This is a genomic window from Acinetobacter sp. YH01021 (assembly GCF_013420255.1).
Lineage (GTDB): Bacteria > Pseudomonadota > Gammaproteobacteria > Pseudomonadales > Moraxellaceae > Acinetobacter.
In genome coordinates this window covers 23030-35900 of record NZ_VOYO01000008.1, presented here as the reverse complement: position 1 = coordinate 35900, position 12871 = coordinate 23030, and the positions used below count along the sequence as shown (strand labels likewise).

Sequence of the window (12871 nt, the reverse complement as noted above, 5' to 3'; positions counted from 1 at the left end):
AATTCTCTGTGTATATCAGTTCTCTTTAGTTTAATTGTATAAATTAAAACCAGTGTATAATGAGAAAATATGCAAAAAATTATAAGTTTAAAGTTGATTAAAAAATATCAATTCCTTTTCTGCCAGGCTCCCATTTCTTCCCACCACCCATAGTTAAAGTGGCACAGTTATAAGCATCCTGCAAAAAACCTCGTCTTGCTGATTCCGTAAAACCTGTCTGAGCGATTAAAGTTTCCCTTAAGGGATGATGACTCGTAATCAAGTACTCATTCCGTCTATGAAGACGTTGCAACAAGTTTACTGCTGGCAGGTGATCAAATTTACCTTGATAGCCACGATTGCATTCTGCACATGACAGCACAAGGTTTGCTACGCCATTTATAGGCTTTTGAATATCACAATCACGAAGTTTGTGCGGGAAAAAATGATCTACATCAGCTGAATGCTCAAACAACTGTTCAATCGTGATTGGCGCAAAACAATAAAAACATCTACTTTTCTGATATCCATTTAAAGCGGACTTAGCAGACGTGATATTCACCCTTCTAATTTTATTATCCGCAACCAAAATCCCTTGATCATCATGCTGAATTTGTACCAAATGCTTTGGCAGATTCATATCCCAAGCGGTTTCAACCAAACGCCATCTCGCTTCGGTTTCATCGACCAGGTCTTGGGAATTTTGCGCTTCAAATAACTGAAAAACCTCATCAGTCAAAATAATGCCCTGATGTGTTTTTCGAGCATCTACAAAAAATCTTTTTGGCAACTCCTGTCCATGTACATTATGGAATGCATCAATTACATTCACAAAGCCATATTGAACAGTCCTAGCAATCAAAGTCTGTTGATCAATTTCATGAGCATTGAACGCTCGGCAATAGTCTAAGAATTTACTTGAACTTGATGTCGCTTGTTTATCAACTAGCTTTAAATGCTCGCAAATATGACGACTAAAAGGCTCCGCTAGTTGATCGAGTGTAATAATCGTATTACCGTCAGCCTTTAAGTCATAAAGAGACTTTGCCAATGCAAATTTATAGGACGCTACATTACGACCAAATAGAATGACTGCACGCCAATAATTTTCAAGAGATGGTTCAATCTCATAAAACTCAGACATAGAACATCTCCCAATAAAAAATCATGAATTAATCTTCTTTAATAAAATATTAAGCCATTTTTCTGATCGATTAGGTCTTTGGTCGATAGTAATCCATTGCTTTAGCTGGGAAACATCATCCCATTGATTCAACAACTCTTTTACCTGTACTTCATTCAAATCGGTAAACTGCCGTCCATCCTTCTCTCTGTCACCGTTACCATATTTGAAAGACATATAAATTACACCGTTTGGCTTGAGCGCACTCAGCAGTTTTCCTATCACTTCTTTTAAACGAGTACGCTCACAATGCAACAACGATGCACACGCCCAAATTCCATCATAAGCTTCATAGTCATCAACCTCATAAAAGCTCTTCAACTTAATAGGAATACCTGTAAGTCGAGATGCTTTTTTAACGAGTTCTTCTGAATAGTCTATTGCATCGACCTGATAGCCTTTCTTTTTAAAAGCCAGAGTATCTCGTCCTGAGCCACAACCAACGTCAAGAATCCGAGCACCTTCGGGCAACTCAGCTAAAAATGGCTGATATAGGCTTTCCATATCAACTTCAAACGTTGAAGCTGTAAATTCTTCTGCATGCTTATTGTAGTAGTCTATTGTTTTCATTACGGACACTTAGGCTAAAAGACATTTTCAGTCTACAAGAAAACAAAAAAATAAGGGAGCTAAGAGCATCCCTTATTCTCGACTCGCCAACTTACTTTCAATCCATTGATGGATCTCATAAGCTGACCAGCCGATACGATTTTGAGTAATTTTAACTTTCTTTGGAAAAGTTGGATCATAGTAGGGTGAGTCCTCATCCATCATCTCGTAGATGGTAGAACGCCCCACACCGACAAATTCTACGACCTGCTTAATACTGATGAGTTGATTCATTTGAAATGTTTGACCGATAAACGCATTCATGAGGCTAGCTCCTAATCATTGATGCGAGCGGCTATTCGCTCAAATAATAGAGCTGGTCTGTAAAATTTAACGTTAGCTATCTTCTCTCCTCTCGCTTAATTCACAGCTCGTACACTTTGCTGTAACCCCTGCTGAATATCCTGTACAAACTCTTTAGGCGAAGCTTGTTGCTCCACTGCCCGGTTCTGTTCTTGTTCAGGATAGTATTCCTCCAGCACATCCAACCCTTCCTCTATATCTGTTTCAAATCGCGCATTGGCAAAACCCTTCCTTGCCGTAAAGTCCAAAGCTTCCTGATAAAACCCAGCTTGTTTACTCTGTTCATCGATTTGCCTCGCCTGAATAATCGCCTCATTCAGACTAATGCCCTCCCGTAAAGTCAGATCCACGTAGTACACCGGCTGACGATAACTTTGCGTTGTACTTTTACCTCGTAACATCAATTGCAGTGGCAAGCATGAAAGCAATCCATTCGATGCTGCATGGTAATAGCTCAAGCGTGCTGCCAAAGTCCGTATGCTGTTAAAGCCTGTTGTTCTAAAAATGAATGTGCCAAATTCATCCGACTCATCTAAATTTACATGCAAACGTCCATAGGGCTTGCAATGCCCACCCTGAGCCAATGGACACAAATCAGGTGAAGGACACGGATGCTGTTCAACGCCTTGATTGGTTAACCGCTGGCAGGTTTCTCCATTGCCGACACAGACTGGCCGTCCGGTCTGACGGTCAAATAGGCTGTATTCTGCACGTAGGTTTAAGTCAGGATCATTGAAGATCATTCTGACAGGAATTGAACGCAGCTTTTGATTAGGTGTATTGGCTCGAAGCTGTTCATCCAGTGGATGCTTGATCCAGCCTTCTTTGCTTTGAATCTGAGAGGTAATAGTGAACTGGTCATCCTTTTCCGGTAGGCGTTTGCCATTCTTTTCTACTACCCGACCAATACTGATACGCCCTAGAGCCGGTGGTGTAATCGCTAAACCTTTAATCATTTTATTTTCCTCAATTTGATTTTGTACAGATCATCCAGCTTTATGCAGATCACCTGATTCAATAAATATGTAGCTCGCTATAAAAACCGCGACCGTTTACCCTCTATGCCTAGTGAATGGAGGGCAGGGAGCGGTTTTTGCGCCTTGCTATTTAAATGGACTGAAACAAGCTTAGTCGGTATAGATATTGAATCGACGACTACCCTGTTTTTGAAGTGGGTAAAGCTCAATGAGTTCAGGCTGATGCTGAAGTAATGCTTTGGTATTCAGACTGATGGAATCCTTGGCTTTCTTCCAGACCACAGAGCCATGAGCAAAGGTGGCTCGTTCAGCATCTTTCATCAGCATCTGGATATGATGCTTTAACTGGTCAAAGCGCTCCTGCTTATGCTGGATCTCTTCCTTCATTTTGATCAGCTGATCAAACATCAAATTGGCATTTTCATTTTGTGAGAGATCTTCAACAGTCAAGGGTACATGTGCTGGATAGAGTTGCTGAATCGCTTTGGCTGCGGATTCACTGGCATCTACAGATGGCGGAGTATCCGTTTCTACACACTCCCAGAAATAACGCTCTGCCTGAATGATGTGTTGAATCACTGATTCAGAGCGGCTGACTTTAAAGATCTTGGTTTCATGCCCACAGATCAGGACACAGACATGCGCTGCCTGTTTACCTGTTACTGCAAGTTGGTGCTGTACCTGACAGAGTACGTATAAAGGCACACCATCTCGCCAGAGTTTGGCACCATGTTCCCCAGCAGTCTTACACTCCAGGATCTGGACGTCATCACTACCCACCACGGCATAATCCAAGTTGGCTAACATAAAGGACTTATCCGGATCGGGATGCTGAAGAACGGCATTGACCCGACGGACTTTATTGTTGGTGTGCAGACTGTAGTACTCAGCCACCAGCGGCTCTAACTGTTTTCCCCAATACAAAGGGGCAACGCCTGCGCTGTCATCATCTATATTTTGCTGAGTTCGACCGGTCTTGATCATCCACAGCTCCAGCATAGACATATAGGGATTTAGGCCACAGGCGGTTGCAGCATCACTGCTGCCAATCCCTTGCTTACGCACTTCTAGCCATTCCTGATAATCCATATTTTTAGTATTGGCTAAACGTTTGGCTGTCGCTGTTCGTTTAGCGACTGTATTTGATTGATTGCTCTCATTCGGAATTGGAAAATGAGTTCGTTGAGGGATATTTATCGGTGCAATCTGATTCATGCTCTGATCCTTATAAATAGTGAGGTCTGTAAAATTTTCGGCATAAAAAAAGCCACATCTGGAGATGTGGCAAAAGGGGTGTTTTCACTGGAGAAGGATCATCTGCATGACCCTTGACCATTATTGTAATAGCACTGGCTTAAATGAAACTTAAACCACTAAGCGAAGCGCCTGTTCTAGTCCACGCTGCTTTAACGCAGCACCTGCACCAAACCAAGCAGAGTCCAAACGATGATCAGTACTCATGGCACGACGTTCATGATCGGCAAACTCGGTGATTGAACACAGCAAACCATAGGCAGTATCTTTGGCAGAGCTGAGTTCTGCACCACGTCCTTGCCCATTAAACATATCCATGACTTTAGTCATGGCGCGTCCATTCGGTTCAGACTTTTCTTTGGCTGGAGTTGGAGTAGCTATATTGCGATAGAACTGAATGATGTTCTCTTCCTGATCGGCAACACTCATGCTGGTATTGTTGAACACTGCATCAAAGAAAGCTGCTGCCTCACCTTGAGTGACTTTACGTTGACTCAGCTGTTTCATTTCATACATGTGTTCATCCCATGCACGGACTGAAATACCCAATTGTTGTTTGACCTTATCCGCATCAAACTTGGTACTGTGCGGGACTTTGACCACACCCGCACTGCTGCTCTGTCCACGTAAGGCAATCGCTAAGGTGTTATTGCATACCACCCGGATATTGGTGAACTGTGCAGTAGTCGCCAGTGTACCGTCACAGGCAGTCGCCAGCAGAATATAGCCATTACTGACATCCTTGCCCTTGAGTGCCGTAGATTGCCCGGTACGTGCCAATGCCCAGAACTTCTTCCCACCTTTAAGTACACCTGCGGTTTCCAGCTCAAAGCCAGATTGCTCAGTCAGATCCCGGTAGAACTCCAGAATTTCCATAGGCTGGACTTCCTGATAACGCTGACTGACCACAGACAAGGGTGCATGAGTATCGGAACGATACAGTACCCGCTGTTCTTCATAAGGCATAATGATGCTCTGCCCGCGTTCATTCTTTGCCATGTAGCTAACATTGGAGGATTCAATCCGCCAATCCATCCCTGCCTGCTTTGCCCAGACTTCAATCGGCTGATTCTGAGTGAGTTGATTTCCTAGTCCATGCCAAGGGGTATCACCGACATAAGCCATTTGTTCAAGTTGATGTGCCATGATAATTGTCCTTATAAACAAAAAGGCTGCTGAACCCCATCCCTTAATTGGAATGAAGTCCAGCAGCCTGATTCAGATTTGTCTTGTGAATGTGCTTATTGAGTACTGTGTAATAGGCTCAATGAACACATTCAATGTATTGATTCATCTTTATGTTATATAAGTGAAATTTATTTCAATCTGCTCAAAAACTTCGATGACTCAACTGTATAGTGCGTAGAATATATGGAGAATAAATATAGCTTTCAGCTTATTGCGGTGACATCACAATTTCACGTCCATCCTCCAATACCGCAACCACCTCTCTGACATTACGTGGATCACAATTTAAGAAGAAGCGCATAGTTTTACCGTACAGAATAGGATTGGCACCATCACGGTAATCTGCTCTACAGTTACCCCGATTCACCACCACTCGATCCAGTGTAATTGTATCGGACAATGAAATTAAATGGAGATAAGCAGTTTCAACCTCATGTTTCCCACCAAACACCTGATTCTTAATTTCAATACGATATTGCATGGATGCATCACCTTGGTCGTATGATGCTTGTTCTTCATTCTCCGCTTCTTGCCTATTCAGTGTTTCCCACTCATCCCAGCCTTTAGCAATGAATTCCCGTATTTCCTCAACAGGTGTCAATTCCAAATTACTGAGATAATAGCCTGCTAGACTGGCTGTCTCTTTACTTGGTGATTCTTTTAACGCTTCCAAATCCTCTATTTCTTTCTCAGTAATTTTTTCTATCAGAGCTTTTGATTCTACTTCTTCAGTTTTAACTTTGGCATTTTGTGCTACTGAGCTTTTATCACAGCCTACAGCTAAAATGGCAACAGTTGCCAGCATCATGATTTTTTTCATCTTCCCCCTCCTATACTTAGACATTCATGTCAAGGTGCTGGTCTACCCATACACTGTTGGTAATATTTATCTCGGAATACTTGTTTCGTTTTTTCATAAGTTGCCGTTCCACCACGTCCGTACTCAAAGGCATCATGAATAATTGGTCTGAGCTGTTCACGTAGTTCGGGGTTGTTGCCAGCAAGCATATAAGTCGCTTCGGCAAAACCACCATAGGTCAATCGAGCCTGCATTACAGTTTCAGCCACATCGGCTTCTTCCTGACAAGCCTTTTCTTGTTTGGACGTACACCCAGCAAGCAGAGCAACTACAATGATCAAAAATAATATATTATTTCGCATGTCCTTACCCTCTACATTTGCCTACGGTATAACCTCTGGCAAAGTCCAAACGACGTCTGTCTTCATCATTGGTGATCGGTATAGTAAAGAATGGCTTGCCGTATTGTTCACGAATGCTGTCATAGCGGCAGGCACAGGCTTCTTCACTTGCAACTGCAGTTTTAATGGCAGTATTTGGATACATGCATTGTTCTATGTAGGCTTTACGGTCTTTGGCATCCGTAGATGAACAGGCAGATAAAATAGGTAAAAGACATACAGCAAGCATGCTGAATATTTGAATTTTCATAAAGCCCCCCCCCTTTGGTATTGTTCTGTATTGAAATTAAAATTTAAGACACAGCGACGCCTGCTCCCTAGCAAGCAAGATGTGCGGATATAAATAAAATGAGACGAATAAATTCCATCAACTGATTGGTGAAAAGTCAGCTGTTTGAAATTAAATTCAGTACAGTAAAGGGAAAGTTAGAATGACCATCATGATGGACTCCTTTGTTTAAAAGAGTTCTACCGAATCACTGTCAATTGATTATGGTGGCAGAACGAAAGAGGGTTGACAGACTGGTAAACAAAGAAACCAGCACGCGCAAGCGCGTCCCCCTTCCGCCCTACCGCAACGAAGGGGGGACGAACGGGTACACAACACACAAAATCTAATTTTGCGTATTGTCTTTGTTTATGGGTCTGTCAAAACCCACTGGCAATGTAGGCCAGCATGCTTAGAATAATGATGAGGAGGATTGAAGTCAATTCAGATGGTTATGAATACGGCTTGTTTTATATTTCTATATATTTATTGGTTACTTAAAGAACTGCTTAACTCTACTTCTAAACTTAAGCTTTACTTAGAAAAACTGTGTAACCAGAAGAATCAACAAAAAGTCGAGTCGTTCCCGCACACTGGAACGACTTTAGATAAAACAATGATTCAAAAAGAATAAATTAAATAATATAATAATTTCTTCTCCATTAAAGCTCCTAAACTTCACCTACAGGAATTGAGCCATCCCTGACTCATATCCTTAATTACCTAAATGATATTTTTAGCTAATAATGTATAACTCCATCCTATTACATTTAGGTATACAGCCATGATCACATGGTCAATATGAAGAACAGCCAAAAATCCTCATACCTTTCACACGAACTCTAAGACGTTGATCAATCTTTTTAGCAGTTATACGCGCAAAATAACCATACACCGCTTTAAGTCTTTCTAACCCTATTGGGTCTTTACGCTTAATCATTCCCAACCCATTAAGATATTTATAATTCTTTTCTTCTTGAGTACTTGAATTATTGACCATACTACTGCCATCACTTTCCAAGTCTTCATCAGCATGTTTACATGTATGACAATTCCAATAATAGCCAAGCCCTTCTGTGATTTCATCCATCCATACCCTACCTACCCATCTGGCTAATATACAGTCATACGTAGATGTAGAACCATCGTAGATCAAAAACAAATGAACATGATAACTGCCTTTTGGAGCCTGCTCTAAACACCAAGCATTAAATTTAAGGTTTTTAAAACACGTATGCTTCTGGGATATACGCTTACGAAGCCTTAGAACATGTAGATTAAACATTTCAATATCAACCATACGCTGATTTAAGTCCCTATACTTCAAATCCACTCTGACAACTAGATTACGGCTGTAATGATGGAATAACTTCTCTACCGTTATTTGAATTCTTTCGAATCTCCTCTTGACACCAAACTTATACTGACGAATATCACTAAGTACTTTGGGTTTATGAACCTGAAACTGCATGCTGAAATGTTGTATCAACTCATCCCTTATTTTATCAAGGGATGCATAGGTATAACGACCGTTTTGTATCTGCTTATAGCTTTGAAACTGATGCTTAGCAATATGATCAAATAACCCAACATAGTCTATATAATGATGATTACAAGAATAGATTTCTTCAAAGGCATCTAGCAATCTAACAAGTTCAGGTAAGTCTTTTCTCTTCAGACCATCGTTGATAATTCTTTTGGTAAAAGATTCAATTTCAATCAGTAGCTTTGGTTCATGGAGAGTGTGTTGATGAATGTTCATGATGAGTAATTCCGTACTATGCTCATCAGATCAGGTGTTTGAGTATTTTTTAATTTTTGATACTTAGTTATTTAATTCATATATATAATATCTACTACAGCTTTTCAGACAAAAGAATTCCCTAGGGTTTATAGAGATGTGGAAACATTTAACTCCAATAAATCCTAGGTGATGTGTCATTTTTGATGAAGCTAAAGTTATGCAATGCTTTCATCAGATTTGTACAGAAAAAAGATACAAAAAATGGCATTACATCATGACAACTCATGCGGTTTGTTGTTAACACATCTCTGCTTAGGTCTAGGCTTCTGTCCGGTGGTGTAACGTTTAAATTTTTTGCCGTTTTCCACCCCATCCCATAATATGAATAGGTCAAGAAAACAAAAGCTATGTAAGTAGTATTTCACAAAGCTTTTTCGCAGTTCCTTATTCACTGTCTCGATTTTAATAATATTGTGTCGTAACTCTGGTTTTGGAGAGTAGATCTCACTATTGCGTATACTGACTCTGATCTCATTCGCATGATTTACCAATTTCTTTTTTTCATTATATGTCGAAGTGAATTTCAACAAATACTGCTGCAAAATTTCTAATAAATTGATACTTTGCATTTTAGGATGATCCTCTAAGAACAGAGTCAAATCTGCATATGTCTGTCTACTTGATCGCTCCAAGCAATGGTACTGATCCCAACGTAGCAGATAGCCCCTAATCCAACATAAAGGTTTTGCCGATTGACCTACTCTTAAAAACTCAGTCAGTATCGGTGATTGATCTGATTGCTTCAAACTTTGGTTAGATATAGTAAATTCAACCTGTATACGCAATACGTAAACATCTTCTGACAGCAAATAATTACCATACTTGATCAAATCTTTCGATCTACTTTCTAGAGAGCTAAGAGATAATTTTTTTTGATCTAACAGTTGCTCTTTCAATACGCTTATTTTCTGGTTTAATTGCTGAATGTAGTAACCCATTATATGACTATCAAGTTGCTCTATTTCCCATCGATTTTCCTCCCAAAACTGAAAAAACACTTGGACATTCTGAGAGCAAAATTTTGCTACAGACCTATGAGATACAAAGTCAGGTTTTTCGATTAATCTTTTGAAAAGATTTAGCCACATCCAACCCAATCGAGTTCTCACTGTAGATAAATCTTCAATTGAAAGTGAATAAAAACTTTCTTTATTAGGAATAATGAATAGTTCAGGTTTTGCTACTTTCAAAGTTTCACAAAACACCTCGACTCCCCCTAATAGCGTCGATAAGAGTAAGTCTCCACCTTCATTCGTTGGTAAAAATGAGTATTGTGAATATATGAGATCTGCATAGCTCAAATATTGCTGGATAGGCTTTGCTAAGTGTTTCCGATTAATAAATATCTTTTCATGTAGATTACTATCCCTATCAGCTTGAGATAGAGGTGTTGATTGATTGACTAATGATAATTTAGACAAATTGGGTGCTAAAGGCCCATCACCGCAATGCAGATTCGGCATATAACCTAAATTAAATCTAATCACCTGCTCTGTCGAAAAAAAAGCACTAAAGATCCAACGCCAACTTTCATTTATTGCTGCTTCGTCATTTTTCCTAATTATGCCGACTGCCTTATTATGTAGATGCTTACGCACAATATCGTTCCAGTTTCGAACAACAAACTTAGTCATTGAAATAAGGCAAATACCTGTCAACTCGTTCTCGAATTTTTGAATTAATGTATCTTCTGAAAAGTATTTAGTTTCACTAAGCATCAAAACAAAATGGAGATTGAACCCAAATTCCTGGCTTGGTTCTAACCTAACAAGGAAGTGAATAAGCCTGCTTAATGCACTAACTTCCTGAACAATTCTGTCTATTGTACTTTTTTTGTCGAAATACAATTTTTCATAATCATCACCATCCTGCGGATTAATTGGATAAAGTGAAACATCAAAACAAAAAACATAAATCTGCTGATGCTCTTCTAAACTCCTTTGAAACTTAAATTTGTACTGCTCTTCTTCAGCGGAAAGTAAAAATTGATCACCCTTAAATGTTGAGTCTTCCAACACTTTAGGTTTTAATTTTTCCAAAAGTGCTAAAAATGAATCTTTTTCATATCGATCAAATGCCTTTATAAACGGTACATTATGCGGTGTACATAGTTGCAGTGGTTGTTGTCCTAAATAACTGTTTAGTGTACTAACTGGAGGTTGTGAAGTATCTAAGGGATGAATAAGACCAGCATACTGTGAAATTTTTCTAAATGCTTGTATCTCTAAATACTCATTTTCAGACATGATATATCTTAGATACATCAAGCTCGACATCAATTGATCTAACTCTGAATTCACTAAATCCGGAAACAATTGTAGCTGAGAAATTGTCGGCTCCTGATCGTTTTTGAGCATCAACAATAACTTTTCATAATTTTCTAAGATATCGATAGATTCTTTGAAGATCACGAAGTTTGATTGATTTCCACTTCGCTTTACACTTTCAAAAGACTTCGAATATTTAAAGCGTAACAGCTTAAATAATTCAGGTTTTGTTATTCTCTGAATAAAATCGTAGCTTCCCATCGAAACCCCTTATATTTAAAGATTAGAATAGATTTTTTAAATTTATTAATCAGTACTATTTAGCTTAAAAATCATCATCTATTTATGTCATAATTCAGCATAAATATATAGTATTATTCAAAAATAATAATCTATTTCAGACCTTTCTTATGACTAACTTTTAGTTAATTTAAAAATTCTAGATTTTTTTTAGAAATAGTAGATGATCGGAAAAAGGGAAAAAGCCATCATAAAGTTTATTATTATCAGCCTAACTGGATAAAATTTTTATTTAATAATTCTTAACTATAAATAGGTGTAAACTAAAAAAATCATTGTATAAAAGACTCATTAAGCCTAGTTCTATCCCTAGGACTTAATTGTGAGTGACCGTTTTAATTGAAGCTGAATATACTGTTTACCTTCTGATTTCCAACGTCATAGCTTCATCCATGTTTTCACTTTTTCACCATACCACTCCATGATTTTTACACGCTCATCCCAATACTGTGCTCGATTATATGCCGAGCGAATTCTATTCTGGGGTACGTGAGCAAGTTGGCGTTCAATGGCATCTGGATTAAATAGATTCGATTCGTTTAAGACTGTACTGAATAGCGACCTAAAACCATGTGTGGTCATTCGACCTGCATAACCTGAACGTTTGATCACAGCCAAAATAGACTCGCTACGCATTGATTCTTTGTTATTCAAACGATGTGGAAATAGCAGTTCCTGATTATGAGTAAGTCTTAATGCCTGAAGCTCAGCAATCATCATGTCCGTCAACGGTACACGATGCGGAAGTCGGTTCTTCATACGCTCTTCAGGGATATCCCACTTACGCCCTTCCAGATCAAACTCTTCCCAGCGTGCTTGTAGCAACTCACTAACCCGAACGCCTGTCAGCATAATCAGAATAATGGCATGATGTGTTTGAGCATCACTTGGGTAGGCTCCTATCTTCCTTAAAAATTCAGGCATTTCAGAGGCAGTAAGTGAAGCCAGGTTTTTGACTCTTTTGTTCTTGAGAGCATAAACCAGATCACCTGCCGGATTATCATAACGATAACCATGCGCAATCGCATACTTCATGACCATACCGCAACGAGATAAAGTACGTTTTGCAATTTCAAGCGAACCTCTTGCCTCAATCTTCTTAATGATTTGTAGAATCTCAGGAGCCTGAATCTGGTTAATACGCTTATTAGCAAGAGCAATATAAAGCTCATCCAATGAAGCTCGTACATTACTAATATGTTTGGATGACCAGGTTTCTTTTTGATTATTGAACCAATCCTCTGCGACTTCCTTAAAATAAGGCTGCTCCTGCTCAACCTCAGTTGTATTTTTGAGTTTATATCTCAGATCAAGCGCGATCTCCCTTGCACGCTTTAAACTTAGCTCAGGATAGATACCTAATGCTTTAGACTTCCTTTGTCCATTTTCCGTGTATCTGATAGACCAATATTTTTTGCCATTCGGATCGATTCGTAAAGACAGACCGTTACTATCAGAAAGGCGGTACTGTTTTTCCTTCGGTAATGCTTTTTTACACAGCACATCAGTAAGCGACATATCTTTGTCCCACATAATTAA

The 12871-nt window shown here is 39.3% G+C and carries 12 protein-coding genes; all 12 read right to left on the bottom strand.

What is annotated here, in order from left to right:
* Positions 1 to 97: 97 nt before the first annotated feature.
* On the bottom strand, positions 98 to 1123 hold the full coding sequence (locus tag FTT86_RS07930; RefSeq protein ID WP_180180952.1) for an HNH endonuclease domain-containing protein: 1026 nt from the start codon (positions 1121 to 1123) through the stop codon (positions 98 to 100).
* A gap of 21 nt (positions 1124 to 1144) precedes the next feature.
* Positions 1145 to 1732 (bottom strand): bifunctional 2-polyprenyl-6-hydroxyphenol methylase/3-demethylubiquinol 3-O-methyltransferase UbiG, encoded by a 588-nt coding sequence (locus FTT86_RS07925; protein ID WP_180180951.1) that lies wholly within the window; start codon positions 1730 to 1732, stop codon positions 1145 to 1147.
* A 72-nt stretch (positions 1733 to 1804) separates the two neighbouring features.
* Complete coding sequence (locus FTT86_RS07920) at positions 1805 to 2035, bottom strand: AlpA family transcriptional regulator (RefSeq protein WP_005096077.1); 231 nt, start codon at positions 2033 to 2035, stop codon at positions 1805 to 1807.
* 95 nt (positions 2036 to 2130) lie between these two features.
* Positions 2131 to 3030, bottom strand: coding sequence for a hydrolase or metal-binding protein (locus FTT86_RS07915; RefSeq protein WP_180180950.1), 900 nt, complete (start codon positions 3028 to 3030; stop codon positions 2131 to 2133).
* Positions 3031 to 3201: 171 nt separating this feature from the next.
* Positions 3202 to 4266, bottom strand: coding sequence for a YqaJ viral recombinase family protein (locus FTT86_RS07910; RefSeq protein WP_180180949.1), 1065 nt, complete (start codon positions 4264 to 4266; stop codon positions 3202 to 3204).
* Between the two features lie 150 nt (positions 4267 to 4416).
* Positions 4417 to 5451 carry a DUF932 domain-containing protein gene (locus tag FTT86_RS07905; protein WP_180180948.1) on the bottom strand — a complete coding sequence of 345 codons (1035 nt, stop codon included), beginning with the start codon at positions 5449 to 5451 and terminating at the stop codon, positions 4417 to 4419.
* Between the two features lie 250 nt (positions 5452 to 5701).
* Complete coding sequence (locus FTT86_RS07900; protein ID WP_168414843.1) at positions 5702 to 6313, bottom strand: hypothetical protein; 612 nt, start codon at positions 6311 to 6313, stop codon at positions 5702 to 5704.
* A 29-nt stretch (positions 6314 to 6342) separates the two neighbouring features.
* Positions 6343 to 6654 carry a hypothetical protein gene (locus FTT86_RS07895; protein WP_180180947.1) on the bottom strand — a complete coding sequence of 104 codons (312 nt, stop codon included), beginning with the start codon at positions 6652 to 6654 and terminating at the stop codon, positions 6343 to 6345.
* Between the two features lie 4 nt (positions 6655 to 6658).
* Positions 6659 to 6943, bottom strand: a complete 285-nt coding sequence (locus tag FTT86_RS07890) for a hypothetical protein (RefSeq protein ID WP_168414841.1) — start codon at positions 6941 to 6943, stop codon at positions 6659 to 6661.
* An 814-nt stretch (positions 6944 to 7757) separates the two neighbouring features.
* Complete coding sequence (locus FTT86_RS07885; RefSeq protein WP_180180946.1) at positions 7758 to 8723, bottom strand: inovirus-type Gp2 protein; 966 nt, start codon at positions 8721 to 8723, stop codon at positions 7758 to 7760.
* Between the two features lie 254 nt (positions 8724 to 8977).
* The gene (locus FTT86_RS07880; RefSeq protein ID WP_180180945.1) at positions 8978 to 11293 is read right to left on the bottom strand and encodes a hypothetical protein; all 2316 of its coding nucleotides are present in this window, start codon (positions 11291 to 11293) and stop codon (positions 8978 to 8980) included.
* Between the two features lie 417 nt (positions 11294 to 11710).
* Positions 11711 to 12850: a tyrosine-type recombinase/integrase gene (locus tag FTT86_RS07875; protein WP_005096065.1), complete on the bottom strand. Its 1140-nt coding sequence runs from the start codon at positions 12848 to 12850 to the stop codon at positions 11711 to 11713.
* Positions 12851 to 12871: the final 21 nt, after the last annotated feature.